The sequence below is a fragment of the Paenibacillus sp. UNC451MF genome, assembly GCF_000686845.1.
Lineage (GTDB): Bacteria > Bacillota > Bacilli > Paenibacillales > NBRC-103111 > Paenibacillus_S.
This window is the reverse complement of the sequence record NZ_KK366024.1, coordinates 1-26,245: the sequence shown is the minus strand read 5'-3', so window position 1 is coordinate 26,245 and position 26,245 is coordinate 1. Positions and strand designations below refer to the sequence as shown.

Annotated in this window: 19 protein-coding genes, 3 tRNA genes and 2 pseudogenes; 4 read left to right on the top strand and 20 right to left on the bottom strand. The window is 44.4% G+C overall.

All coding sequences use genetic code 11. From position 1 onward, the window contains the following. The 17 genes and pseudogenes from BP97_RS40835 to isdC form a co-directional block, all read right to left on the bottom strand. Positions 1 to 551: hypothetical protein (locus tag BP97_RS40835; protein ID WP_197035573.1), on the bottom strand; the 551-nt coding region annotated here is incomplete at its 3' end. 263 nt (positions 552 to 814) lie between these two features. Next, a pseudogene (locus tag BP97_RS39990) lies at positions 815 to 1,130 on the bottom strand (IS110 family transposase); the annotation flags it as partial. 344 nt (positions 1,131 to 1,474) lie between these two features. Beyond that, the gene (locus BP97_RS41805) at positions 1,475 to 1,657 is read right to left on the bottom strand and encodes a helix-turn-helix domain-containing protein (RefSeq protein ID WP_036746891.1); all 183 of its coding nucleotides are present in this window, start codon (positions 1,655 to 1,657) and stop codon (positions 1,475 to 1,477) included. Between the two features lie 143 nt (positions 1,658 to 1,800). Beyond that, the gene (gene glmS / locus BP97_RS0131070; RefSeq protein WP_028552572.1) at positions 1,801 to 3,630 is read right to left on the bottom strand and encodes a glutamine--fructose-6-phosphate transaminase (isomerizing); all 1,830 of its coding nucleotides are present in this window, start codon (positions 3,628 to 3,630) and stop codon (positions 1,801 to 1,803) included. 436 nt (positions 3,631 to 4,066) lie between these two features. After that, positions 4,067 to 5,407, bottom strand: coding sequence for a phosphoglucosamine mutase (glmM, locus tag BP97_RS0131065; RefSeq protein WP_028552571.1), 1,341 nt, complete (start codon positions 5,405 to 5,407; stop codon positions 4,067 to 4,069). A 49-nt stretch (positions 5,408 to 5,456) separates the two neighbouring features. Continuing rightward, positions 5,457 to 6,698, bottom strand: a complete 1,242-nt coding sequence (locus BP97_RS38080; protein WP_231506516.1) for a CdaR family protein — start codon at positions 6,696 to 6,698, stop codon at positions 5,457 to 5,459. Next, positions 6,698 to 7,504, bottom strand: coding sequence for a diadenylate cyclase CdaA (gene cdaA / locus BP97_RS0131055; RefSeq protein ID WP_028552570.1), 807 nt, complete (start codon positions 7,502 to 7,504; stop codon positions 6,698 to 6,700). The genes BP97_RS38080 and cdaA overlap by 1 nt, the downstream gene beginning before the upstream one ends. Positions 7,505 to 7,639: 135 nt before the next feature. Then, complete coding sequence (locus BP97_RS0131050) at positions 7,640 to 8,251, bottom strand: zf-HC2 domain-containing protein (protein WP_028552569.1); 612 nt, start codon at positions 8,249 to 8,251, stop codon at positions 7,640 to 7,642. Positions 8,252 to 8,329: 78 nt separating this feature from the next. Continuing rightward, complete coding sequence (gene sigW / locus BP97_RS0131045; protein WP_028552568.1) at positions 8,330 to 8,896, bottom strand: RNA polymerase sigma factor SigW; 567 nt, start codon at positions 8,894 to 8,896, stop codon at positions 8,330 to 8,332. Positions 8,897 to 9,376: 480 nt separating this feature from the next. Further along, on the bottom strand, positions 9,377 to 12,166 hold the full coding sequence (ppc, locus tag BP97_RS0131035; RefSeq protein ID WP_028552567.1) for a phosphoenolpyruvate carboxylase: 2,790 nt from the start codon (positions 12,164 to 12,166) through the stop codon (positions 9,377 to 9,379). A 258-nt stretch (positions 12,167 to 12,424) separates the two neighbouring features. Then, positions 12,425 to 13,180, bottom strand: a complete 756-nt coding sequence (gene srtB / locus BP97_RS0131030) for a class B sortase (protein WP_028552566.1) — start codon at positions 13,178 to 13,180, stop codon at positions 12,425 to 12,427. Next, positions 13,177 to 13,950: an ABC transporter ATP-binding protein gene (locus tag BP97_RS0131025; RefSeq protein WP_028552565.1), complete on the bottom strand. Its 774-nt coding sequence runs from the start codon at positions 13,948 to 13,950 to the stop codon at positions 13,177 to 13,179. Before BP97_RS0131025 ends, srtB begins: the two co-directional genes overlap by 4 nt. Next, positions 13,940 to 14,923: a FecCD family ABC transporter permease gene (locus BP97_RS0131020; RefSeq protein WP_028552564.1), complete on the bottom strand. Its 984-nt coding sequence runs from the start codon at positions 14,921 to 14,923 to the stop codon at positions 13,940 to 13,942. Before BP97_RS0131020 ends, BP97_RS0131025 begins: the two co-directional genes overlap by 11 nt. Positions 14,924 to 14,984: 61 nt before the next feature. Next, positions 14,985 to 15,869 (bottom strand): heme ABC transporter substrate-binding protein IsdE, encoded by an 885-nt coding sequence (gene isdE, locus BP97_RS0131015; RefSeq protein ID WP_051621079.1) that lies wholly within the window; start codon positions 15,867 to 15,869, stop codon positions 14,985 to 14,987. A 142-nt stretch (positions 15,870 to 16,011) separates the two neighbouring features. Then, positions 16,012 to 20,871, bottom strand: coding sequence for an NEAT domain-containing protein (locus BP97_RS0131010; RefSeq protein ID WP_028552562.1), 4,860 nt, complete (start codon positions 20,869 to 20,871; stop codon positions 16,012 to 16,014). Between the two features lie 77 nt (positions 20,872 to 20,948). Then, a pseudogene (locus BP97_RS41310) lies at positions 20,949 to 21,347 on the bottom strand (NEAT domain-containing protein). 95 nt (positions 21,348 to 21,442) lie between these two features. After that, positions 21,443 to 22,201 carry a heme uptake protein IsdC gene (isdC, locus tag BP97_RS39255; protein ID WP_051621078.1) on the bottom strand — a complete coding sequence of 253 codons (759 nt, stop codon included), beginning with the start codon at positions 22,199 to 22,201 and terminating at the stop codon, positions 21,443 to 21,445. A gap of 471 nt (positions 22,202 to 22,672) precedes the next feature. Here isdC and BP97_RS0130990 point away from each other — a divergent pair, with 471 nt between their 5' ends. The 4 genes from BP97_RS0130990 to isdG are packed head-to-tail and all read left to right on the top strand — an operon-like array spanning position 22,673 to position 25,787. Further along, the gene (locus BP97_RS0130990; RefSeq protein ID WP_028552560.1) at positions 22,673 to 23,635 is read left to right on the top strand and encodes an ABC transporter substrate-binding protein; all 963 of its coding nucleotides are present in this window, start codon (positions 22,673 to 22,675) and stop codon (positions 23,633 to 23,635) included. Further along, a complete protein-coding gene (locus tag BP97_RS0130985; protein WP_028552559.1) occupies positions 23,635 to 24,630 on the top strand; it encodes a FecCD family ABC transporter permease in 996 nt (331 codons plus the stop codon). Before BP97_RS0130990 ends, BP97_RS0130985 begins: the two co-directional genes overlap by 1 nt. Next, entirely contained in the window at positions 24,630 to 25,430 is an 801-nt protein-coding gene (locus BP97_RS0130980) for an ABC transporter ATP-binding protein (RefSeq protein ID WP_028552558.1), read from the top strand. Before BP97_RS0130985 ends, BP97_RS0130980 begins: the two co-directional genes overlap by 1 nt. Positions 25,431 to 25,466: 36 nt before the next feature. Further along, complete coding sequence (gene isdG, locus BP97_RS41305) at positions 25,467 to 25,787, top strand: heme oxygenase (protein ID WP_028552557.1); 321 nt, start codon at positions 25,467 to 25,469, stop codon at positions 25,785 to 25,787. Positions 25,788 to 25,948: 161 nt separating this feature from the next. Here isdG and BP97_RS0130970 read toward each other — a convergent pair. The 3 genes from BP97_RS0130970 to BP97_RS0130960 all read right to left on the bottom strand — a co-directional run bounded on the left by BP97_RS0130970 (position 25,949) and on the right by BP97_RS0130960 (position 26,242). Then, a tRNA-Gly gene (locus tag BP97_RS0130970) sits at positions 25,949 to 26,022 on the bottom strand. Positions 26,023 to 26,034: 12 nt separating this feature from the next. Then, positions 26,035 to 26,108: transfer RNA gene (locus BP97_RS0130965), tRNA-Pro, on the bottom strand. 57 nt (positions 26,109 to 26,165) lie between these two features. After that, a tRNA-Arg gene (locus tag BP97_RS0130960) sits at positions 26,166 to 26,242 on the bottom strand. Positions 26,243 to 26,245: the final 3 nt, after the last annotated feature.

Genomic DNA, 26,245 nt, shown 5'->3' with positions numbered 1-26,245 from the left:
GTTGCTCCTGTAACCCCTGTAACCCCTGTAGCTCCTGTAGCTCCTGTTGCACCTGTAGCTCCTGTTGCTCCTGTAGCTCCTGTTGCTCCTGTAACCCCGGTTGCTCCGGTTGCTCCTGTTGCCCCTGATTCACCAGTCGATCCGGTTGGACCCGTTGCACCTGTTACTCCTATTTCACCTGTAGCACCTGTAGCCCCAGTTGCACCTGTTGCACCTGTTGCTCCGGTAGCACCTGTAACACCTGTAGCCCCAGTTACTCCAGTTGCTCCTGTCGGGCCGCATCTTCCCTGGTGACAATGATGGAGGTCATCATCATGAAATTCGATTTCAATTTTATTTCCGTTGTACAGTTTTATTTTCACTTCTTTAACTTTTTTCCAATTGATTTTTTCCAGAAATGCCTTGATTTCCTTTTCGCTTTCATCCTTGTCTTCGTTTTTTTCTAAAGATAACTCAGATTTATACCCATTAAAGTATTTAATTTCTATTTCTTTGATTTTTTCGATATCTACAGACTCAATAGCATTTTGGGCTCGTTTATACTTTCCCATAAAGCGTGTACCTCCATTATAGCTGTTCTAATTTCCAAATAGATATTAAGTTATTTCTCCTCGCATACAATTGTCTTTTATTTACTTTTTTAATTAGTATTGTATGACTGCTAGCATATTTTGATTGGACGAACCCACACGATCTCGCCCTCCTTTAAATAAAAAAAGCAAGCCGGAAGGCTTGCGCTTTTCTTACTAATTATATTTTTATCTACACTTGTGTGTGGTTGTTCTTTCCATAAAACAATAATGAAACTATCCCGTGCATAGATACCTTGAGGAATATTCGGTATGGAGTATCTGCAGTCTTTAACGAGCTGAGCGATGACCTTAGCGTCTTTAACGTCATTTTTAGTGGGTGAGTTGTCGTCCAACCCTTTGCTTTTTTTCACATGCAGCGGATTCATAACACCGCAGGAGATATTTCAGGTAATGAACTAGATTTAGCCAGTAAGTGCCGGTCGATTCCATCCCTACTAAAACATCTTTATATTCGTGTTCTAAGATGATCTTCCTGAACCAATTCACAATGTTCTCGAAGCCTTCTAAGTTGTTCTCAACCAAACTCGACTCCGCGAAATGATTAATCAAACTGTGTCAGTCTAATACTTTTTTTTCGCAGTCTACAACTTTATTTGACCAGTCTAACACTTTATTTTCCAGTCTAGAACTTTATTTTCTTCAGACACCCCGAATGACAGATCGTCAGCCCATCCATAAGGAAGCGGAACCTCTCTTCTTGCGTGGAAAGTCATGAACCCGCTAATACTCAAGTCGCCGCGGCTGTATTCTTTCGGCTCGTTTGTGCATATTTATGAAAAAATAAAAACACCTCTCGTGTTAGAGGTGTTTTATCCCACAAGCAATATTTATTATTTTTGAAAATCCCGAGTTATTTAACGTTCAACCCGTCAATCGAATAGTCAGTTTAAATCTAATTTAAACTTATCTTTGAGCCCTTTTAGAGTATCCGCTGAATGTTTTGTCTTTCCCTGCTCGATTTCACTTAACCTTCCTTGAGATATCCCTATTCTGTTTGCAAAATCAATTGGGCTTAATTTATACTGTTTTCGAATGGCTTTGATCTTATCTCCAATAGTCTCCATCAGGTTACTACACTAGAAATAATTTGAGCCGCCCAAAATACATAGGACGGCTCATGATTTCAAATTTCAGTATTTTCTCTGAATTTTAGTTCCAGACATTTTTGCCTAGTTCCAGGTATTACCCCTGACATCATTTCTATTTCTTATTCTACCGTTACGCTCTTAGCCAAGTTCCGCGGCTTATCTACATCATTTCCACGAGCCAGAGAAGCGTAGTAAGACAAGAGCTGCAGCGGGATTACAGACAATGCAGGGCTCAGAAGCTGAATTGTTGCTGGAATAGTAAACAGTCCGTCAACCGCTTTAACAAGTTCTGTATCGCCTTCCGCATTCACTCCATACACATGAGCGCCGCGAGCTTTAACTTCTTTAATGTTGCTGATCGTTTTCTCAAGAAGATCTTCTTGAGTACCCAACGCGATAACCGGCACTCCGTCCTCGATCAAGGCTAACGTACCATGCTTCAGTTCACCTGCTGCATAAGCCTCGGAGTGAATGTAAGAAATTTCCTTAAGCTTCAAGGAACCTTCCAGCGCTACCGCATAGTCCAAACCTCTTCCGATGAAGAACAGGTTGTTGTGTGCTGCTACTTCCTCAGCCCACTCCTTGATGCTGTCGCCTTGCTCCAAGATTTGTTCCACCTTCTCAGGAAGCAACTTCATTTCAGAGATGACGTTCGCAATGTAGCTTTCGTCTTTCGTGCCCAATGTTTGTGCCAAGTACAGACCAAACAGATAGAACGCGATCAACTGGGAAGTATATGCTTTGGTCGAAGCAACCGCAATCTCAGGACCTGCCCAAGTCACAATCACATGATCGGCTTCACGGGCAACCGAGCTTCCTACTACGTTAGTGATAGCAAGAACAGCCGCACCATTACGTTTAGCTTCGCGAAGAGCTGCTAGTGTATCAGCCGTTTCACCAGACTGGCTCACGACGATAACCAGCGTATCTTTGTTAATGATCGGCTCACGATAACGGTACTCGGAAGCAACATCCACTTCCACAGGAATTCTTGCCAGCTTCTCAATAACGCTTTTACCAACCAGACCTGCATGATAAGCCGTACCGCAAGCGATAATATGAACATTACGGATAGCACGAATTTGCTCTTCCGTCATTTTCGCTTCATCCAAAATAACCTTCGTTCCAGTAGAATCCAAACGGGCTCCCATCGTATCACGGTATGCTTTTGGTTGATCATGAATTTCTTTCATCATAAAGTGATCAAATCCGGCTTTTTCCGCCGTCATAATATCCCAATCGACATAAAATAATTCCCGGGAAATAAAATTCCCTTCCAAAGTCATTAATTCGACACCGTCTTTCGTCAAAACGGCCATTTCACCATCGTTCAAGATATACACATTACGTGTGTAATCGAGAATCGCAGGAATATCGGAACCGATAAAGTTTTCACCTTCACCTACACCAATAATTAATGGGCTCGACAGGCGTACAGCAACTAATTTATCTGGTTCATATTCGGTTAACACACCTAAAGCAAATGCGCCGCTCATGCGCTTAACCGCTTGTTGAACTGCTTTTACAATGTCACCTTCATACAACTCTGCAATCAGATGAGAGATGACTTCCGTATCGGTTTCAGATACGAATACGTGACCTTTAGCTGTCAGTTCTTCTTTCAAAGCTACGTAGTTTTCAATAATACCGTTGTGAACAACGGAGAACTTCTTCGTGTTGTCCGTATGCGGATGCGAATTTACATCCGAAGGCTTACCATGAGTGGCCCAACGTGTATGACCGATACCGATCGATCCGTTTAATGGGGCCTCATCCAGCTTGGATTCCAAGTTAGCCAAACGGCCTTTGGATTTTTCAACTTGCAAACCATTTTCAGTAAACACCGCAACGCCTGCAGAATCATAACCGCGATACTCTAGCTTTTTCAAACCTTCAATTAATATATTTTGAGAATTACGTTTGCCAACGTATCCAACAATACCGCACATAAGGGATAGAACCTCCTGATATTTAAAAAACCGTCTCGTCTTTCCTCGTCATGCTGAACCCTTGTGCGTCAGGTCGCCCCAACGTTTTGCGTTTCAGCTAGTACGGTAGTGATCGCCTACCGGAAGGTCCCCGCCGAATGTTTCGAACACCTTCACCTCGTCAACTTACAAGCGGCTATCTGAGCAGTAGATCGTCCTCGTCCATACGCAATGGACTCTTATCTATGTAGATCCCCTTATAAGTTCTGGCGCTGTTATTATCGACAACCTCTGCCCACCTTTCCCTGTCGGAGTCAAAGCATATTATCATCTTATTCATTTTGAAGTGTATGTGCAACTTATATTTTCATGATGTTTTCATGCGTCAGCTAAAAAATAGAAAAATTCTCTAACGCATAACATCAGAGAATCTTCTATTAATCTATCTATTTGAATATTAGCCTAGTTCCTTTTGAATGACATCAGCAATATCCTGCACGTAAGCTTCCACCTGTGCTTTATCCGGACCTTCTGCCATAACGCGAATCAACGATTCGGTTCCGGATGGTCTTACCAGCACGCGCCCATTATCCCCGAGCTCTGTTTCCACTTTGCGAATTGCATCCTCGATAGCCACGTTTTCTTTCCATTTGCTCTTATCCGCTACACGAACGTTAACTAGCTTTTGTGGATATTTGCGCATAATACCTTTCAACTCGCTAAGCTTCCTGCCGGATTGGACCAATGTGTCCATCAACTGCAGTGCAGTTAAAATACCGTCACCCGTTGTATTATAGTCTAGGAAAATAACATGCCCGGACTGCTCTCCTCCGAGATTGTAACCGCCTTTACGCATTTCTTCCATAACGTAACGGTCACCGACCGCCGTTTTGGCCGCCTTCAAGCCAACTGTCTCAATGCCTTTGAAAAAGCCGATATTGCTCATAACGGTTGTAACGATCGTGCTGTGTTTCAGCAAACCCGCCTGATTCAAAGCGTGGCCACAGATGCTCAAGATAAAATCTCCATCGACTTCTGCACCATTCTCGTCAATTGCGATCAACCGGTCCGCATCACCGTCAAAAGCCAATCCTAATACCGCTTTTTGTTCCACTACGACTTTCTGTAACGTCTCCGGATGGGTAGAACCGCAGTGATCGTTAATATTACGTCCGTTTGGTTCTGCTCCTATCGTGATCACTTCTGCACCTAGTGCCTCAAATACTTTCGGTGCTAGCTCATAAGCCGAGCCGTTCGCACAGTCCAGTACAATTTTGTGTCCTTTGAAGGATGATTTAACAGTCGATTTGATATAGTCCAAATATTTATATTTGGCTTGTTCATCGTCGACAGCTGTTCCTAAATCACCGCCAACTGGCCGCGGCAGCTCATCCGCCGGAGCATCCATCAATCGTTCGATTTCCAGCTCCGTCTCATCAGATAGCTTATATCCATCTCCTGCAAAAAACTTAATTCCGTTATCCTCCACAGGATTGTGAGAAGCCGAGATCATAACACCTGCATCTGCCTTCAGTAAACGTGTTAAATAAGCTACGGCTGGAGTAGAAACCACGCCAAGACGAATTACATTGGCGCCAATAGACAATAGTCCCGCTACCAACGCCGCTTCCAGCATCGTACCTGAAATACGGGTATCTCGCCCGATAATTACAGTTGGCTTCTCAACCTGTCCCGCTAATACATACCCGCCGCAGCGGCCGATCTTATATGCTAGCTCGGGCGTCAGCTCCTGATTCGCAACGCCCCGTACACCATCAGTTCCAAAATATTTCCCCATGATATTGCCTCTCCCTTTCTTTTCCCATGCTATGTGTTTGATCCAGCTATTACTGCTGCTTCGCGCTAATTTCGACCGTCGCTTTAAAGTCCTGCTGAGGCCCTTTCTTAATAAACGTCGGCAAGTTAAACACGACTGGAAGCTCATGTCGACCCGGTGGCAAGTTGCTGACGTCCAGAATCGCCTGTACATCCGCTGCCTTCACTTTATCCAACAAGGCTTGAGCTCCTTCCACGATAAGATTGATTTTGCCGGTCTCCGGCAATACAACCTTCGTATCAAACCCATCGTTTTGGCCGACGATCGATAAAGGAATTTGCTCCAACGTTTTGGTTGCCGATGGCACAATGTTGAACTTAACCTCCACCTTCGGCGGATCCAGCTGAGTTACTTTATTCCGCAGAGGAATATCCAATATGAGCGTGTATTCTTTTTCTTCCTTCAGTTCCCCTAAATTCACGCTCGGTCCCTCATAATATTCCAAACGATTCAATACATCTTGAGGTCCGTAGACTGTTACTTTATCCGTATTTTGTTGAAGTGAGGCCACACTGAATCCCCGCGGCGGTTCCCCAACCAGCTTCAATTGAAGCGGTACGCTCGTGAATGGACTCGTTATCGGAACCTCGACCTCTACAACAGCCGGATTGATAGCTGCCATCTCCATAATTTTACCGTTTTTGTCGTATGCCACAAGGCGAGCTTTGCTGGATACCGGAGACTGAGCCTTCTCCACGCTAACATCGGCCCTTACGGATTCTATCGAATCGACATCGCCGCTCGGTACGGTTACCGTTACCTTGCTTGGCTTGACAATTGGCTGTCCTGCCTTCAGCCCTACAGCCGGAATTCCGGTCACATTAACCGTAACAGGCATCTGTTTATTCGACTTCTCATCAATGACCACCTTGGCACTGGCCGGGCTAACTTTTACTGTAACATTAGGTGGAAATCCAACTGGCGTCAAGGTCAATATATGCTCACCTTTACCATATTTTGTTAAGTCAAGCTCAACAGAATAATTGCTGGTGCTCATCGCTTTTTTCAAAGCAGCGTCCTTGCCTGAAATCGTTAATACCACTTGAGCAGGATCTATAGATTCCACATAAAACTGGTTGCTGTCGTATTTGGGCGTAACCGAAACATTAGAAATTTTCTCTTCCCTAACCCCAGTTCCTCCCGTACCCGGAAGCGAGCTGTCCTCCATATGAACGACCGCCCACAGAAGAATACCAATGATTAATGCAATAACTTTTACCACATTTGTGTTGCGCAGCCAACGATCCATCATTACCGCAGCCTCCATTTCCAAATGGAGCTTTTTTCCTTCGTTTTCGTCTTCGATTTAAGCTCCTCGAACAGCTTGGACAGCAGCGATTCTTCTTTAATATCCCGAAGGATATGCCCATTCATAGCAAGGGAAACTTGTCCCGTTTCTTCCGAAACGATTACACATATGGCATCGGATACCTCACTCATCCCTATCGCCGCGCGGTGACGGGTACCCAGCTCCTTGCTGATAAAAGGATTTTCCGACAGAGGCAAATAACAACCGGCCGCCATTAACTGACTGCGTCTCAATAGAACCGCCCCGTCATGCAAAGGCGTATTTGGAATAAAGATATTAATCAACAGCTCCGAGCTGATATGCGATTCGATGGAAATGCCAGACTCTATGTAGTCCTTCAAGCCAGTTTCCCGTTCAAAAACAATTAGCGCTCCTATTTTTCTACGTGCCAAATAATTAACTGCTTTAAGCACTTCACCGACCCGCCGGTTCAGCTCTTGATCGTCCTCCGAGGTAGATCGGCTGAACAATGTGCCGCGGCCAAGCTGCTCCAATGCCTTGCGAAGCTCCGGTTGAAAAATGATGATGACCGCAAGTACCCCAAAGGTAAACATCTGGTTCATCATCCACTGGAGCGTGCTCAGCTTAAACCAAATACTGAGTGCCCATGTCAAGACGACTATGAAAATCCCCTGCAGCAGCTGAACGGCCCGAGTTCCTCTGACCAAAATAATTAAATTATATATGACGTAGCTTACAATTAATATATCAACAATGTCTTTAATACTGATGGCAGTTATGAAATCCATTGCACTGGCCCCCAACTGGGATTTGGCTATATTTTGTCTCTAATCCCTTCATTTCATCATACCACAATATGAGAAAAAAACCCTCCCTTTATCATTCTCAATTAGGGAGGATTTTCGAAAAATGGTTCGGATGAACTACTTTGATTGGGATATGGTAGAAGCCCAGTCGTTCATTTTGTACCAAAGCCAGCTAAATGCTTGATCTACCTCGGTTATTTGGCCGGAAATGTGAGCTGTTGAGGCCATAACAACGGAACCGTCGATGATGACGATATTGCCTTTAATGTCTCCGTCCACCTGTAGCTTTCCATTCTCCACCATTAAATTACCGGCCACTGTCTTACCTGCCGGAACATATACCGTGTCTCCTTTAATGACGACCGACTGAAGATCCGAGCCTTTCACCAACAGCTCCGTATCCTCATTCCATAATGACAAGAAGCTGCCCATCATCACGAGAACAAACACTGCCGCAACGGATGCGGCCGGATGACGACGAACCCATTGCCACCAAGGATTTTTGCGTTTTTCTGGGGGTAAAGCTCGCATAATGCGTTCCGTTAGCCCGGATGGCACTCCCTGCTGTGGCACCGCTTGAATGAGCGCTTCGACCTTCTCAAGCTGCTTCAGGCGCTCCCTACAAGCCGGACAAGCAAGCAAGTGCTCTTTTAACGCTATGGCTTCACTGCCCTTCAATTCGCCATCCATATACTCGTGCATTAAAGGAAGGGCGTCCCTGCAATCCATATTGAGCCACTCCTTTCTATGTCCATGAAAGCTTGTGTAGTACAGTACGTATGACAATCCAATTTGTTTCACCAAAAATCATAAAACACTCTCTAATTTTTTGCGTAAATATTCCCTGCCGCGGTGCAACCTGGTCTTGATTGTCGTCACTGGCATCGACAAAACATCGCTGATCTCCTGCAGCGATAAGTCTTGCAAATAACGCAAAATAACAACCGCTTTGTATTTATCCGGCAGCGTGTCGATTGATTTACGGATTTCGGTCTGTGTTTCGCTCAACACCACCTGTTCATCCGGCGTATCTTCATTACTTGGGAGCATAGCATACCAATCCGTACCTTCTCCGTCATTCATTTCCGCATCCAGTGAATAATTGGCTTTGCGCTTGCGAAGGCGATCTATACAAAGATTCGTACCGATTCGGTAAATCCAGGTCGAAAATTTTTGATTTTCATCATAACGCTCCAGATTCGTATACACTCTTAAAAAAGTTTCTTGAACAATCTCCTCCGCCTCATGCCGGTTGTGCAGCATCCGGTTCGCAAGGTGAAAAATTTTGTCCTTATACAGCTCCACCAGCTCTGCAAAGGCAACTCGATCTCCTTTGCGGGCCAGCTTAGCGAGCCTAACATCCATTTCGTTCAAACGACATTCCTCCAGACTTCCGATTCCAAGTTGACATTTTTGCGCGTCGGAACCGTTAGGACACTTCCCGCTTTTTCACGTGAATGATTCCTGCCAATATGAAAATCATACCAAACCACTGCACCTCATGTACAGTTTTTCCAAAAAACAGAAAAGAGAATCCGCTAGTCACGGTCATTCTACATCTTCCCGATAACCGGTTCCGTCTCGTGGTATGCCTATCATACAAAGTCTATTATAGGAATGAACTGCACCATACCTCTTTATTTAATTCCTACGCACGAAGAGCGATCCCGTTTCACCATTACTTCCCCTAAAGTGATGCCATTTCTTTGAAGCTTATTCCGATAACTTTCGGAAAGCCTCATTATTAAACACTGCTGCGCTTCGTTTCATACGACAAAAAGCCGGGCAGCCTGATTAGGCCACCCGACTATATAACCCGGTGCTAAAGCTCGAAGTTCCCGGACACCGCGTAAATCAGCCCGTATTCCGAAGCCCTGCAGCAATGCCATTAATCGTTAAGAGTACTTCACGAAGCAGCAAGGTGTCATCTTCGCTTTGTTCTCTTTGTGTCCTAAGCTCGGACAACAGTTGAACCTGCATATAGCTAAGCGGATCAACATATGGGTTACGCAAGCGGATCGATTCCTGAATGACCGGAACATTATCCAGAATTTCCTGCTGACCTGTAATGCTTAAAATCAGTGCCGAAGTGCGGTCATATTCTTCACTGATTAAGTTGAAAATACGATCCGCAATCGCAGTATCTTTAATCATATTCCCGTATTCTTTGGCAATCAGCAAATCGGCTTTAGCCAAGGCCATTTGTAAATTGTCAATCAACGAGCGGAAGAAAGACCAATTTTGGTACATGTCCTGAAGCACGGCCAAATTCTCTGCTTTTCCTTGATAATAGCTGTGAAGACCACTGCCCGCTGCATACCAAGCCGGTAGCAGATAACGGCTTTGCGTCCAAGCAAATACCCAAGGAATGGCACGAAGGTCTTCGAATCGGTCGCTGCCTTTACGCTTCGAAGGTCTGGAACCGATGTTAAGCTCCCCCACCTCCGGAAGCGGTGTAGATTCCTTAAAGAAGGTCATGAAGTCCGGATCACGGAAAATAAGATCCTGATATTTCGTTTGAGCATTCTCGGAAATATCTTTCATAATATCTTCCCACTGTGGATCCGTCACTTCCGCTTGAGGATTACGTGCATTAAGCGCAGCAGTAATCAGCGCCGACGTGGCCTGCTCCAAGCTGCGATAAGCGATTCCTTTCATTGAGTAACGGGAAGACAATACTTCGCCCTGCTCCGTAATTTTGATTCCGCCGCCGATCGTATCAGCTGGTTGCGCCAAAATACTGCGATTCAGCGGCATTCCGCCACGACCCAATGCGCCGCCGCGGCCATGGAAGAATTTCAACTTAACGCCGAATTCCTTCGCCGCCTCAGTAATGCTGCGAAGAGCGACACGAAGCTCCCAGTTCGCTGTAATCACGCCGCCATCTTTGTTACTATCGGAGTACCCGAGCATGATCTCTTGCAAATGATTCGTGCTGTTCAAGCTATCGCGGTAAGCCGGAATGTTATACAAAGTACGCATAATATCCGGAGCTGCATGCAAGTCATCAATCGTCTCGAACAAAGGTACGGATTGCAGAGTACAGATAACAGAACCGTCCTGCTCTTGGCGGTACAAGCCTGCTTCTTTTCCGAAGACGAGCACTTCCAACAGATCGCTTGCTCCCTGAGTCATACTGATCAGGTAGCTGGAGATACAGTTGCGTCCGAACTCCTGCTGTGCTTGTTTAATAACACGGTACACATTCAAGCATTCCAAAGTGGATTCCGAGTAATCCATGTAAGGGGAAGTGATCGGACGCTGCTCGTTCAACAAGTCGCTCAACAAGCTGATTTTATCGTTCTCGCTAAGCTCAGAATAATTCGGGCAAATGCTCATTTTAGCCAAAATTTCCGTCATAGCTGCTTCATGCTCTTTACTATGCTGTCTTACATCCAGCGAGGCCAGATGGAAACCGAACAGCTCTACTTGGCGAATCAGCTTCACTACGAATGTATCTGCGATAAAATCCGCATAATGATTACGTAAGCTGCGCTCAATAATTTTCAGATCGGTAAGGAACTCTTCCGGGCTGTTGTATTTTTGAGTGGGGCTAACCTTGGAATCTGCCGCACGAAGAATCTTCTCGATCATATAAGTTACTTTGATACGATAAGGTTCTTTCTCATTGCGCCATACTTCATTCGAACGAAGCTCCACATGCTGACGATCCTGTTCCACAGAGTCGAGCAGCTCTTGCGTTACTTCTACGATGTTTTTGCTGAAGCTCATATGCTTCTTGAAATTTTGCAGCAGCTCGGAGTATTTCTCCAACGCAAGCTGGCGCTGCATCGTTAACGTCTCCCAGGTTACATCGGAGGTTACGGACGGATTGCCGTCCCGGTCGCCGCCTATCCAGGAGCCGAATTTCATGTACACTGGTACATGCCAATCTTCTTCCGGATAATATTTGGCAAGAACCCGCTCCAGCTCCTGGTATACTTCAGGAAGAACGTCGAACAAAGTTTCGTCAAAATAATACATTCCATTACGAACTTCGTCGATAACCGTCGGTTTACGGTCTCTAAGCTCATCGGTTTGCCATAAAGTTACGACTTCGCCAAGCAGGTTGGCTCTCAGCTGCTCGCGCTCCCGGAAGGTCAAGCTTGGGTTATCCAATTCCATAACGTCATTGGCGATACGTTGATGAATATCCAGTACCACACGGCGGCTTGCTTCCGTAGGATGCGCCGTCATAACCAATTCCAGAGAAATTCCTTGAATGATTTCTTGAACTTCTACTGCAGGAATTTGCTGCTGCTTCAAATCACGAACTACATCTTCAATAGAACCCGGTTGGACATTTTCACCCGCAGAGCGCTCATAGTCTCTTTTTCGGCGAATACGGTGATTTTGCTCCGCTATATTAACAAGCTGAAAATAAATAGCAAATGCACGAATAACCTGATGTCTCTTCTCAGGCGCTAAAGAGTTTATAGTCTCTTTAAATTCCGCAAAGCTTTCAGGAGAAAATTGGGCCCGAAGGTTTTTACTCATCTCTCTGATCTGCTCTACGATAGCTAATAATTCATTGCCACCTTGATGTACCAGCACTTCTCCCAGGATATGCCCCAAGAATCTTACATCTCTACGCAGTAGGTTATTCGACGTATTTTTGTTTAACAAGCTGCCTGAATCCGACATGGTTCTCCTCCATCCTCATCTTGGTCATACTGCATATTTTAACACAATACCGCGCTACCATGCAGTAACTTTATAAAGGAAATGTTAGATTTTCTTACTTTCTCATCTAAAAGAAGCTTTATTCGCTATTATGCATCTAATCCGTTTGTTGTGCAAAGCCTATCATTACCAAAATGAAAAAAAGACCGCAAAGGTCTTTTGGCATCGACTATTCGTATTATATTAAACATATTGTCAAGTATTGAAACGGCAATTAGGTCATGGTGTAGGCTTTTGTCGCTTAATTAACATTGCATGCAGTGCCAGCCGTCCCTCTTCGGGATCCAAAGTACTATCGCAAGTAGATAATGTGAGGATAAGACTATTCTCGGTTAACACGGTTTCCGTCTTGTATAGCGAACGTTTCCGGATAGTTTGCAAAAAGGAATCATACTCTTCCTCTCCGTTGAATTGCGTCTGGATATAATCGTTTTCGGTCGTAGTGTAGTATACGGAGAAAATCTCCGCCACATAATCATCATGTAAGGTTTCATAAGTGAAAGTAGGATGTGATTGTAAAAAATCAGGATCCGTATATTGTTTCAACTGGCCGAACATCGATCCGTCCCTCATATTGTGGCCATAAATAACCGTGTTGAGCTCCGTCTCCGGAGACTTATTGCGATAATCCATAAAAATGCTTCCAGACTTCATTTCCTCCCTTTTGTAGTTCCGGGATAAATAATAGTCATTATCTTTCCCTTGTACGATGGGATAGTCAATGAGGGTGTCATGGAGCCTCAACCAGCCTACAAGGTCCGGACTTACCTCCAGCAGTTCCTTAAATCGTGGGCGCACTTCATCCTTCGGTGTCTCTGCTTGTTCCTGTGCTGCACTTGAGCTATAAATAGACCGAGCTTCAGCCATGACTTGGCGGTTGTCTGCATACTCGAAAACGAGGTGGTAAATGGAGTAAGCAATCCCTGCGGCACTAAGGGCAATCATACTTATTTGACAGGCGCTTCTCCAATTCATGAAATACCTACCGGCACCAAGTAAAATCCAGTATCCTTCTCATGCTTCACAAGAACATCGACACCGTAGATGGCTTTGACCGTACCTTCTGTTATCACATCGCAAGGCTCACCCTTCATAGCAATTTCTCCATTTTTCATCACAATTAATTGATCGCTATAACGAATGGCCTGATTGATATCATGCAAAACCATCACAATGGTCAATCCAAAGGAACTATTTAACATTTTTACTAGCTCAAGCAGTTCTATCTGGTAATATATGTCAAGATAGGTTGTGGGCTCATCTAAGAAAAGTATATTCGTCTTTTGCGCAAGCGCCATAGCAATCCAAACTCTTTGCCTCTCCCCGCCAGATAATTGATCTAGGGTCAAATTCCTTTTACCTGACAAATTTGTACATGACAATGCCCATTCTACTGCTTGTTCGTCCTCCTCTTTCGGCTGAGTAAAGAAGCTTTGGTGAGGCAACCGGCCAAATCTCGTCAACTTCTCTACCGTTAAATCCGCCGGGGCCTCATTTTGCTGATGAACGACGGCCAGTTTTCTCGCCAGCTCCTTTGGCTTATATCCACTCAGCAGCTTCCCGTCGAGAACAATCTGTCCGCTCTGCGGAGCGTAGTTTTGTGACATCACACCGAGCAGCGTTGATTTACCGCATCCGTTTGGACCAATGATCGTGGTGATCTTTCCGATTTGAATCTCGCCGTTTATAGATTTCAGCTGATTGTTTTTCTTGTCATAGGAAAAGGTGACGTCCTTAATTTCCATAGATTCGATCACTCTTTCTAAGTAAAAATATTAAAAAAGGTCCGCCAATAACCGCCAGAATAATGGAGGCAGGAATCTCTGTAGGAGCAAGCAAGGTCCTCCCTAGTGTGTCAGCACTCAAAATCAGCAAAGCGCCTGCCAGAGCCGAGAAGGGGATCAGAACTTTATGATCTGAACCAACCAGCAGCCGGGCAATGTGAGGAATCAATAGTCCGACAAAAGCGATAAGTCCGCCGATTGCCGTAGCCACTGCTGCTAACAGGACCGCAACAATCGATACGAGCAGCCGGGCGCGATTGACATGAAGCCCCAGATTTTTAGCCGATTTATCCTGCAATGATAACAGGTTGCACCACGAATATAGCAGGAAGGCGAGCAGCAGCCCTATGGTGCCGTAAATGACCATAACCTGTACATCGTTCCATGTTTTCATAGTAAATACAGAGGTCGTAACCGGGTTGACGGTAGTAACAGCGTAGCTCCCTCGATAATTAAAAGATTGCCCTAAACCGCTAAACGTTGCATTGATAGCGATGCCGACAACTATAATCCGCATCGGACTAAGACCGCCCTTCCATGAGAAGGAATAGACCAGGAAACATGCTAACGCTCCACCGAGAAAAGCAAACAACGGCATCCAATAAAACAACGCCGGAAATAAGGTAACGATTAATATGGATATAAAACCAGCCCCCGAGGCAATACCGATAACTCCAGAGTCGGCCAAAGAGCTTCTCATGACCGCTTGCAACAGCACACCGGATACAGCTAGTGCTGCTCCGACAAACATCGCGATGATGATTCTAGGCATACGCAGATCTTTAATGACTTGTACTTTTTTGTTAGTACCGCTAATTAGCCCTTCAATAAGCTCCCAGCTGCCGACCTTGATACTCCCTGTCGTTGCCGAAACAATGATGACTACTATAAGCAGTAAGACAACACTAACGATACTTATTAATGTTTTATTCATGGTTAACGCCCTTTATTATTCATCTTTCGAATCTTTGGAATCATTCCAATGCTTGCAAGCTTTATGGGTACATCATCTTCACAACAACATCCAATGCTTCTATCGCATCCAAGCTTCCTGTAGTCCCGAACAAATGTTCTTCCAAGTCGTAAACACGCTTGTTTTTCACAGCATCAAAATGCTTCCAGATATCATTCTTCTGGAATTCTTTATCGAACATTTTGATGACTTCATCTGGCATCCCGTGGGCGGCCCTGAGAATAATATCAGGATTGGATTGCTGCAAATACTCCGTGTTCGAAGCCAAATATTCAACCGATTCTCCTTGTACAATATTTTTGCCACCAGCCAGTTTTACCAGATTGCCGATATAGGAATTCTCAGTTGCTACCAAATAGCTTCCAGGTACACCGAGTAGAATAAGCACGGTTGGAGGTTTCTTCCCTTCAGTTGTCTTCTTGATTTCGGCTATTTTGTCATTGTATTTATTTACGATAGCCTGTGCCTGCTTCTCTCTATCATACTTACTTCCCAGCCTCAGGATAGCCTCGTTCATCTTCTCTACGCTGGTTAAGTCCAGGAATGTAGCTTCTACCCCTGCATTCTTGAACACAGGCGCCAGATCATATTCCAGCGTTGTTACCGAGAGTACATCCGTAGGCTGCAATGATTTCACTAATTCCATATCGGGACTCATAGGATTGCCTACTTCAATAACTCCGGCATATCGTTTTGGGAGCTCTTTGTAGCTTTTCGGAATCCCTACCAAATCAAGCTCTAACGCATCCATAATTTGAGTTGCCGCAACCGTAGTGGCTATTACCCGCTTCCCGCCGGAGCTCTCACCTTCTGCAGCCGTTACATTCATACTAGAATTAGAAGAGCAGCCAATGACCATAATAAGTATAATTGCTACCATTGCTGCTAAGCAGAATCCTCTATTCATGAAACTCCTCACACCTCCCTTTCCATGTGCTATACAACAGTAAAACCGCTAGTTATTACATGTTCCTAGATGGTAAAAAAGATACGGAGGACGCCGGTCACCCGACATCCCCGTAATCGTATTTCTGTACTTCGTATTATCCTTATTCTTTAACATTGTTCAGCATAGCCAGTATCAACGTTACGGCTTCCGCACGAGTTGCACTTGCATTTGGTGCGAAAAGATTGTTCTCTCTTCCGTTGATCATGCCTAATTCAACCGCTGCAGTCACTTGAGCCCGAGCCCATTGCGGGATTTCTTCCGCGTCTGCGAATGGAAGCACCGCTTTGGAAGCATCGGATAACTTCAATGCACGAGCGATCATGACAGCGATTTCCGAGCGAGTAATTTTCCGTTCTGCACGGAACGTCTGATCTTCATAGCTGCTGATAATGCCTTCATTAACAGCCTGTGCAAGGGTTGGTTTTACCCATGACGGAATGCGATCCGAATCAGCAAAACTCAGCTCGTTCGTTTGTCCTTGGAGTTTAAGCGCCCGGCCGATCATAGCCGTAAATTCCGCTCTGCTCACTTCACTATCTGGTTGGAACGTACCGTCTTCATAACCATTCACAATGCCAAGGGCTACAGCACGCTCGATTAAAGTTTTGGCCCAATGCGTTTGAATGTCCTTCATCCCAGTAGTTTGCCCCATAGGATCTGTCGGTTGTTCTGTTGGATCCGTCGGCTGTTCCACCGTATCTTCTCCCGGCTTTTTGCCAAGTGCATCGATATCAAACAAGATGTCTACATCAATAAGTTCTTTTTTCATCGGAGGCTGCGTGTTGACAAACTCCTCTTCATCATCGGAGTTCTTAGCTTGAGCCTGTGCCTCCTCCTGTTTGGCTGCCGCTTCCTCGTCAATTTCTGACATCTCGACTTGAGCATGCAGAGCCTTGGTGAAATCCTTCATTTCGAATTTGACCACACGCTTGTTCTCTTCGGCATTCGTACTATCTACGGTTGCTGATTCCATAACAATTTCTTTCTTAGCAGCCATGTATTCCGTTGCCTCTATCATCTTTTCCGATTCAACTTTAAAGTCTGTCATTTGAGTATGTCGGTTAAGGGTAAGGGCTACTTGACGCTTTCCGTCCTTAACAATCAGCTTAGCTGGATGCAATACATAGTCATTAATGATGGACTCGAGATTGTTCCTGTACTGCAATACTTTGAACTCCAGATCATATTCTCCATCTTTCAGTGAGGCAACAACAGACCCGCCACCGCTCAAAGTCGTCGAAGAGCTAACCTTCTTGGCACTGGATTTATCGAAGGTAATTTCAATGTCGTAGTTATGGAAATAGTTGAACTCTTTCCAATCAACCTTCACCCAGCCTTTTAAGCGGGACGATAAGTCAGCGACTTCAAATTGTACGTCTCTGGTGTTCTTCTCTTCATCTCTGCTGAGGACTTCTACGTCCGTCAGGCTGCCGCCAACCTCCGTCTTAAAGTCCGTGATTTCTTTACTTTGCTTGATCGTGAAGGAGAAGTACTGCTTACCGCCATCCACAGTCAAAATACCAGGGTTAACTACATAGTCCTGCATAACGGATCTCTCGTCTGTACCGTACTTTTTAATTGTATAGTTCATTGTATATTTTCCATCGGTCAAAGAGCTTGGGTTCGTCACGCCACCACCACCGGAACCAGAGCCACCACCTGTATTACCTCCACCGCCTGGTGGCGTCGAAGGATCTATAGTGCTGACAGGGCTGACCTTGTTAAGACTAAGTTTGAATGAGTGAGCTGTCCCATCTCCCGCCTTTAAGTCGATAAGATAAACACCCATCAAATCGTTAACTTCAAATTGAACTTCTTTCGTGCTGCTTTCATTAGCCAGCACTCTAACAACACCCGACTGTTTAGCTGCAATTTGTGGTACAACATCCTGCTTCGATCCATCAGACAGGATCTGTTGAATTTTGGTTACGGTAACTCCATCTTTGAGCTTAAGTGAGGCCAGCTTTTTACCTGATTGAACCTTCAATGTTCCTGTTGGTTCAGCAAAACCGCTAAAATCCGCACCCGCTTCATCGGATGACACTGTATAATTGAAGCTGTATTGACCGTCTTTAATCGGTTTGCTCAAATCAACTGTAATATCACTAAATGCAAGATCGACATCGTACTCATGATCGTAAATGCCGATTGGCTCTGGCAATACCCAGTAGATTTTCACCCAGCCTTCGAGTTTGGCTGTCAGATCATTGACTTCAAATTGAACGATTCTTGTATTGGCTGCTGCATCGCTGCTAACTGTTGAGGTTTCTACAAGGGACCCGCTCTGTTTGGTCTTGAAGGATAAAATTTCAGCACTTTGAGTCAGCTTTAAGGATACGTACTTCTTACCGTCTTTCACCGTTACTTTTCCGCTGTCCTTATTGACATAATCAAGCATAACGGATGGTTCTTCCGAACCTTTTTTGTAGATGGTGAATTTGGCGTTGTACTCCCCATCCGGCCATGTGCCTGATCCTGAACCTGAGTTCGTAATCACCGAACCCTTGAACGTCGTCAAAGCTGTCTGTAAATCAGCTACCGCTTGATCCACCTGTGTTTGGGTGGAGACCACATTATCCGCTACTGCCTTCGCTTGTTGAATAGCAGCCAGAAGAGTACTCTTCGAGCCTGACGGATATTGGCCATTAGCAGTACCTTCTACGGCTGCATCATGTTTGGATTGTGCATCGGCTATGAGTGCGCTTAATGCTGTTTTTGTGCCAACATCAAACCTCAACCGGATATCATGATCCATCTCATAAGGAGTTCCGTTTGGCATGTGCGTCGAAATATGCACTCTAGCATTTAGCAATGCCGTTAAATCATTCACTGGAAATTGAACGACTCTCGTATTGTCTGTCGTGTTCGTACTAACAATCGTCGTTTCGACGAGCGCACCGTTTTGCTCCAATTTAAAGCTAGGAATCGTCGCACTGTCCTTGATAGTGAACGTCATCAGCTTTTGACCTTGTAGTACTTTCAGTTTGCCCGGTTTAACGAAGTATTTCTCCATGCTCGATGGCTTATCTTGAGTAGCATGGAGGGTGGTATAGTTCAAATCGTATTCCGAACCAATGGAATCGAAGCCGATCTGAACATCGTATTCATGATCATAAATACCGATCGGAGCAGGCAGCACCCAGTAGATTTTTACCCATCCATCCAGCTTGGCTGTCAGATCGTTGACTTCGAATTGAACAACTCTTGTATTGGCAGCTGTATCACTGCTAACTGTTGTTGTCTCAACTAGTGCACCGTTCTGTTTGGTCTTGAAGGATAAGATTTCTGCACTTTGATTCAGCTTGAAGGAGACAACTTTCTTGCCGCCTTGCACCGTCAATTTCCCACTGCTTTTATCAACATAATCATACATGACGGACGGTTCATTCGAGTCTTTTTTGAAGATAGTAAATCCAATATTGTAGCTGCCATCTGGTATTTCACCTGGTCCCGGACCTGGATTCGTAATCACTGCCCCTGTGAACGTAGTCACAGCTGCCTGTAATTCAGCGACCGCCTGATCGACTTGTGTTTGGGTCGCGGTCACATTGTCCGCTACGATTTTCGCTAGCTGAATGGCTGCTAGCAGAGAGTTCTTCGAGCCTGCAGAGTATTGACCATTAGCAGTGCCTTCCACGGCTGCATCATGCTTCGATTGTGCATCGGCTATGAGTGCGTTTAATGCCGTTTTTGCTCCTACATCAAGCCTCAACCGGATATCGTGATCCATCTCATAAGGCGTTCCATTTGGCATGAGCGTCGAAATATGTACTCTTGCCTTCAGCAAAGTCGTTAAATCATTTACCGGAAATTGAACGACTCTCGTATTGTCTGTAGTGTTCGTGCTAGCAATTGTTGTTTCAACGAGCGTACCGTTTTGCTCTACTTTAAAGCTAGGAATCGTGGTGCTGTCCTTGATGGTAAAAGACATTAACTTTTGACCTTGTTGAATTTTCAATTTCCCTGGTTTAACGAAGTATTTCTCCATGCTCGATGGCTTATCTTCAGTAGCGTGCAGGGTGGTGAAATTCATATCGTATTCCGAGAAAATGGAATCTAGGCCTATTTCAATTTCATATTCGTGATCATAAACACCGATCGGAGCAGGCAGCACCCAGTAGATTTTTACCCATCCGTTCAATCTGGATGCCAGATCATCAACCTCAAAACGGACTACTCTGGAATTAGCTGTCGTATCATTACTGACCGTCGTTGTTTCGACTAAAGCACCATTCTTCTCTGTCTTAAAAGAAAGGATTTCGGCACTTTGTTTCAAAGTGAGCGAGACATACTTCTTCTCGCCTTGAACTGTCAGTACACCGCTATCTTTGTCAACGTAATCGAACATCACCGATGGTTCGTTTGAATTCTTTTTGAAGATGGTGTAGCCGATTTTATACTCGCCATCAGGAAGGCTCTGTTGATTATTGCCTGCTGGTAACACAGTTATCGATTTGGATACATTTTGGAATAACAAGCTGTTTCCTTGCCCGTTAATAATCGAAATTTGACTTGCCATTACATTGGTGTTTGCTGCTTGTGAGGTTGCTTTAGGCTTAAAAGACAGCTTTACAAAACTGCTATCCGCTGCATTAATACTAACGGGTTGGCTGCTGTTTTTTAGACTTGTCGTGACAACAATTTGTCCTGCAGAAATATTCGACTCATCCGTCGTTAGCTGTAATTTATTGTCCAAAGCTGAAGACGAAACATAGTCTAATACTGTGGGATCGAAAGTAATAACCGCTTTACTCCCATATACCTGCTGGTACACACTCTGTGTAACTCCGCTAACAGCAAGGGTGAAATCCGTTGTATTCCCCGCATATGCCGAATCGGATGCGGTCGTAAGTTTCGCTACCTGACTATCTGCTGCTTGGCTTACAGGTACCTGTATCGTAGCTAATACAACAAACAGCATCAGAAAGACTAAAACGACTTTCCTAAATTGCCTGTTCAAAATAATTACTCTCCTTCTCAATATCTTGTGTAAAGCCCTCTAAAGCACAATATTTCGCTGTTAACAATGGAGGACGCTTAAGATTCTTGAACAATATGGTCAAAGCCTAGCTCGACATTGTACCCATGATCGTACAAAAATGCAGGTGTAACCTGCCAATAAATTTTGACCCATCCGCCTACTTTTGCCGACAAGTCTTCGACTTCAAACTCCACTCTTCTTGTGTTGGTTTCAGTGTTACTGCTAACAACCACCGTATCTTCCAGAGCATCACCTTTGACCGTTTGGAACCCAGTAATTTATTCGCTTTGCTTCATTACGAAAGATACATACTTCTTGTTGTTCTCCACTCTCAACGTTCCGCTGTCTTTATCAACATAGTCGTACATCACCGAAGGCTCATTCGTTCCCTGCTTGTAAATAACAAAATCCAGCGTGTAGTTACCATCAGCCAATTCTTCTGCAGCGCCAACCACGGGGAGTTGAACAATGGTTAAGAAGGCAAACAGTAAGACCAATAAGGATAATGTTCTTTTCACTTGTTATCACTCCTATGGTTGTTGGCGTTGTTTTACCTACCTGATTTCTTAAGCCTAAGACTGAATGCCAATAACAATGATGAAGCTGCAAGCACACTGACGAGACCGACTATAGGTGTCCCATCTCCGGTCTTTGGATTTACTGCCGTTACTTTGTTGTCAGGAGTCTTAATGGCTTCCTTAACAGGAGCCGCAGATGCTGAGCCTTCTTTAACAGCCGATGGAGCTGCGGAAGACTTCGTCTCCGCTGCTTTAGTGGATGCTTCAGCTGACTCCGTCTTAGGAGGCGTTTCCGCCGTTTTCACAGCATTCCCGCTATCCGCAGCCTTTTCCGTTGAACCAATACTCTTGATGCTCTTCGAATCGAAAACGAAACGTATCGTGTAATCATGATCATAATCGATCTCTTTAACCGTGACATGGATCTTGGACAACAATGGCTTTGACAAGTCATCTGCTGTGAATTGGACCACACGCGTATCATTGGCGCTGTCGCTGCTTACGACTTTGGCGTCAACAAATCCGTCCTTTTCCGGAACTTTAAACTGCGTGATCCATTTGCTGTGGTTCATCTGTATCTTAAGCGCAGCTTCGCCATTTTTAACGACTACAGTCGCCGGTTTTTCAAAATAATCATTCGCCATAGAGGCCGAATCGTTCTCTGCCTGTTTGATGGTATAGTCCACCGTATAGGTCCCGTCAGCAAGTGAGGCCGCTTGTGCCACGGGCATTGTGAATATTGTTAAACTAAACATGATCATAACAAACGGAAGGACTAACCACTTTTTCACAGTTCACTTCTCCTCTTTCCAAAAACTCATTGCATTCTCAATAACATAATAACGATAATCATTCTCAATAGATTCTTAAAAAAAATGATCCTTTTCAGGATACCTACTTCTCTTGTATGGCTGTGAAGTTTGAGATTTCATTGTCATTCCATCCTATCACCTCGGTTCCTTTGTTAAATTTTAGGCTCTAGTATAACAACGATTAGATATTAGCTTACATGTCTAAGCCCTGTCAACCACTCATTTTCTCATAAGCCCTATGCCAAAAAAGAATGAATAACCAACAAATGCAGTGCTTACCAGTACTTTTCCCGAAAAGAACAAGATGGACTGCCCACAATAAAAATATTTTTGGATAACCATTCCAATTTGTTATTGACAGAGAGAATGAGATTCATTATCATTTTTAATTAATAATGATATTCATTATCAGTTAACCTGTGTTGCTTTTATTTTATCAGGAGGAAGGTCATGAGAAAACGATGGATTTTAGGCACAATTGTGCTTTTAGCATTAACTGGATGCGGTAGTCAAGCAGTTACTACACCCGATCCTTCAAATGGGAATGCAGTAACGTCTGCAGCTTCCAGCTCCGTCACTATCAAAGATTTTGCCGATCGGAATGTTACATTCAGTAGCGTCCCGCAAAAAATTGCAGCGCTCGGCAATGGCGAAATGGATATTGTGTATGCCCTTGGCGGTACGTTAGTCGGAAGACCGACAGCTACGGGACCTACCCCTATCAAAGCATTGAACGATGTCGTACAAATCGGCTCCACACATGGAATCGAACTCGAAAAATTGGCCTTGGTGAGCCCTGATGCCGTATTAGGAACGAATCCAATGAATACTAAGGATATACCTGCCGTCGAAGCCCTGGGTACGAAGATGGTGTTAACCAGTGCCAATTCGATTGACGACATTAAGAAGCAGATTCAAATGTTCGGGCAGATGATTCACAAGGAAGATAAGGCTGCTGAGCTTGTCGATTCAGTGGATAAGAAGGTTCAAGAAATTAATAAACAGCAGCGTGCGCAAAAACCAAGAGTGCTTCTTGTTTATGGTGCTCCAGGGACCTATATGGCTGCTTTGAACAATTCCCTGAGCGGTAGTATTCTCACAACAGCCGGTGGGGAAAATATCGCTGCCGACTACCCAAAGTTGGATAGTTACCCTCAATACGCACTGCTAAACAGTGAAAAAATTATGAAATCAAACCCTCAATTCGTTTTCATTATGAGTCATGGAAGCCCTGACAAGGTGAAAGAAGGCTTTATGAAAGAAATGCAGCAGAACGCAGCATGGAACAGTCTGGATGCTGTTATTAATCAACATGTGGAAGTACTACCTGCCGATTTGTTTGGTACGAACCCCGGAACTCGAATCGTTGATGCATTGGATTATATGAACAAACTGCTGCAAACGGTGAAATGATGAATATGGAACAACGCAGCTCGAGAAGGACGGTCATGATCGTACTTCTGCCTCTTCTACTCATAGCGTTTAGCATTTATGGTTTGTCTTATGGCTCCGTATCCATTTCATTTCAAGAAATTTGGGGCGTTTTCACATCGAATAGCCAGCCTATGCAGGAAAAAATCATCATGAATTTGCGTCTTCCCCGGATATTAATTGGATTACTGGTTGGTGCTTGTCTAGCTACATCGGGATGCCTTCTTCAAGGAGTTATGAAAAATCCTTTAGCTGACCCGGGTATTATCGGTGTCTCTGCTGGTGGAGGCTTAGCAGCTGTCATATCTATGATCTTGTTTCCTCAATACAGCTATTTGCTGCCTGTCCTTGCATTTGGCGGTTCCATGGTTACATCGCTTCTCATCTATTTACTTGCATGGGATAAAGGTGCCTCTCCGCTCAAAATCATTTTGGCCGGTGTCGCTATCAATGCATTACTGGCAGCCGTCACGAGTGGAATTATGATCATTTACAGCGACAGAGTGCAAGCAGTTTTACCCTGGCTAGCAGGGGGGCTGAATGGCCGTAGCTGGTATCATCTCGAATTTATGGCTCCTTATGCTATATTTGGACTCCTCTTATCGGTATTCACGATTAAAGCCTCCAACCTCTTAATGCTTGGAGACGACTCTGCACATCTGCTAGGTCAAAAAGTAGAGCTTCAACGATTTTTGATTATCGCCCTGTCATCCTTTTTATCAGGAACTGCTGTCAGCGTTGCCGGATTAATAGGCTTTGTAGGGTTGGTAGTCCCTCATGCCATTCGGATGATTGTTGGCGATGATTACCGCTTTTTACTGCCTTTATCGGTCATAGGTGGAGCAGCCCTTGTAGTACTTGCAGATACGATGGCTCGTTCCTGGTTTGATCCTATCGAGCTGCCGGTCGGCATTCTGTTGGCAGGCATAGGTACACCGTTCTTTCTATACTTGCTGAAGAAAAGGAGAATCGTTTAATGAATGCTATCGAAACCGAACACATCCATCATCATGTAAGCTCATTTTATTTGAATGACATCACGGTTTCTATACCGCTTGGCCAAATCACAGCCATTGTCGGCCCGAACGGATCGGGTAAATCTACTTTACTAAAAATCATTACACGGCTGCTTAAAGCTGAGCAAGGTAACGTCTATGTGAATGGAATATCTTCAAAGGAATATAAGCAATCCGCTTTTGCCAAAACGATCTCTATGCTGACCCAATCCAAAGGCTCTGTACCTGATCTAACTGTAAAAGAGCTTATTTCTTATGGCCGTTCACCGTATAAACGGATCTTCGATAGGATGGTATCTGAAGACATGGAAGTGATCGATTGGGCAATGGAGGTTACCGGCACCAACAGACATGAGAATCGAATGTTCCATACTTTATCGGGAGGTGAGCAGCAAAAAGTACGTATCGCCATGGCTTTAGCACAGCAAGCGAGCATTATCCTATTGGATGAACCTACAACGTTCCTAGATATATCCCATCAGCTCGATGTAATGGAGATGCTGCAGAAAATCAATCGTGAGTTCCGTATTACTGTAGTTATGGTTCTCCATGATTTACAGCAAGCAGCTAATTACTGTCATTATATGATTGCAATGAAAGATGGTCGCATCATGGCATTAGGAAAACCAAAGGAAGTTATTACGCCTCTGTTCTTAAACGAAGTGTACCAAATCGTCGCTAAAGTCACATTCGAGGATGAATATCCTATTATCATCCCACTAAGATCTCGTGAATCCATTCTGGCATCATCTACAAACTGATCCTTATTAGGGTCACATTCTAAGGAGGAATTATCAATGGTTATTGTTACTAACACATCTCATATCACTAAAGGCAACGGTCATAAGCTTATTGAGCGGTTCGATAAAGTAGGAAAAGTAGAATATATGGATGGATTTTTAGGTTTAGAGGTTATGCTCACTGAAAATACGCCTGAGTATGATGAAGTTACTGTGTCTACCCGTTGGAGCAAAAAAGAAGACTTCCAAGCCTGGACACGCAGCGAGGCTTTCCGTGAAGCTCATTCCCACCGTGGGGGAACTCCTGAGTATATCATCTCCAATAAAATCTCTTTCTACGAAGTAAAAATCGTAAGACAGCCTATCGCTGCAAGCTAAAGAAGAAAATATTACATAACAACTAACTATCTTAATATTCCGAATTATCAATCTTTAATATGAATAATGAAAAACAACTCTGTTCCATTAGGATACAGAGCTGTTTTTCGTTATAAAATAAAAAAACCTTGAATGCTCAAGGTTCGTTGTTGTTTTCATTATGGAGCGGGTGATGGGAATCGAACCCACGCTACCAGCTTGGAAGGCTGGAGTTCTACCATTGAACTACACCCGCAAAAAATAAAAATCGGGACGACACGATTTGAACATGCGACCCCCTGGTCCCAAACCAGGTGCTCTACCAAGCTGAGCTACGTCCCGATGGTATATGGAGTGAAAACTAGCTTCACTTCATAAGCAATATCTAGTTGTAAAGAATGGCGCGCCCTGAGAGATTCGAACTCCCGGCCTTTTGATTCGTAGTCAAACGCTCTATCCAGCTGAGCTAAGGGCGCAAA

What these genes read in the sequence shown, in the direction of transcription:
- isdE (WP_051621079.1), bottom strand. Translation starts at nt 15,869, where the DNA reads ATGAATAGAGGATTCTGCTTAGCAGCAATGGTAGCAATTATACTTATT.
- BP97_RS38080 (WP_231506516.1), bottom strand. Translation starts at nt 6,698, where the DNA reads ATGATGGATCGTTGGCTGCGCAACACAAATGTGGTAAAAGTTATTGCA.
- BP97_RS41805 (WP_036746891.1), bottom strand. Translation starts at nt 1,657, where the DNA reads ATGGAGACTATTGGAGATAAGATCAAAGCCATTCGAAAACAGTATAAA.
- BP97_RS0130980 (WP_028552558.1), top strand. Translation starts at nt 24,630, where the DNA reads ATGAATGCTATCGAAACCGAACACATCCATCATCATGTAAGCTCATTT.
- BP97_RS0131020 (WP_028552564.1), bottom strand. Translation starts at nt 14,923, where the DNA reads ATGAATAAAACATTAATAAGTATCGTTAGTGTTGTCTTACTGCTTATA.
- cdaA (WP_028552570.1), bottom strand. Translation starts at nt 7,504, where the DNA reads ATGGATTTCATAACTGCCATCAGTATTAAAGACATTGTTGATATATTA.
- BP97_RS0130990 (WP_028552560.1), top strand. Translation starts at nt 22,673, where the DNA reads ATGAGAAAACGATGGATTTTAGGCACAATTGTGCTTTTAGCATTAACT.
- BP97_RS0131025 (WP_028552565.1), bottom strand. Translation starts at nt 13,950, where the DNA reads ATGGAAATTAAGGACGTCACCTTTTCCTATGACAAGAAAAACAATCAG.
- ppc (WP_028552567.1), bottom strand. Translation starts at nt 12,166, where the DNA reads ATGTCGGATTCAGGCAGCTTGTTAAACAAAAATACGTCGAATAACCTA.
- glmS (WP_028552572.1), bottom strand. Translation starts at nt 3,630, where the DNA reads ATGTGCGGTATTGTTGGATACGTTGGCAAACGTAATTCTCAAAATATA.
- glmM (WP_028552571.1), bottom strand. Translation starts at nt 5,407, where the DNA reads ATGGGGAAATATTTTGGAACTGATGGTGTACGGGGCGTTGCGAATCAG.
- BP97_RS0130985 (WP_028552559.1), top strand. Translation starts at nt 23,635, where the DNA reads ATGAATATGGAACAACGCAGCTCGAGAAGGACGGTCATGATCGTACTT.
- BP97_RS0131050 (WP_028552569.1), bottom strand. Translation starts at nt 8,251, where the DNA reads ATGGATTGCAGGGACGCCCTTCCTTTAATGCACGAGTATATGGATGGC.
- isdG (WP_028552557.1), top strand. Translation starts at nt 25,467, where the DNA reads ATGGTTATTGTTACTAACACATCTCATATCACTAAAGGCAACGGTCAT.
- srtB (WP_028552566.1), bottom strand. Translation starts at nt 13,180, where the DNA reads ATGAATTGGAGAAGCGCCTGTCAAATAAGTATGATTGCCCTTAGTGCC.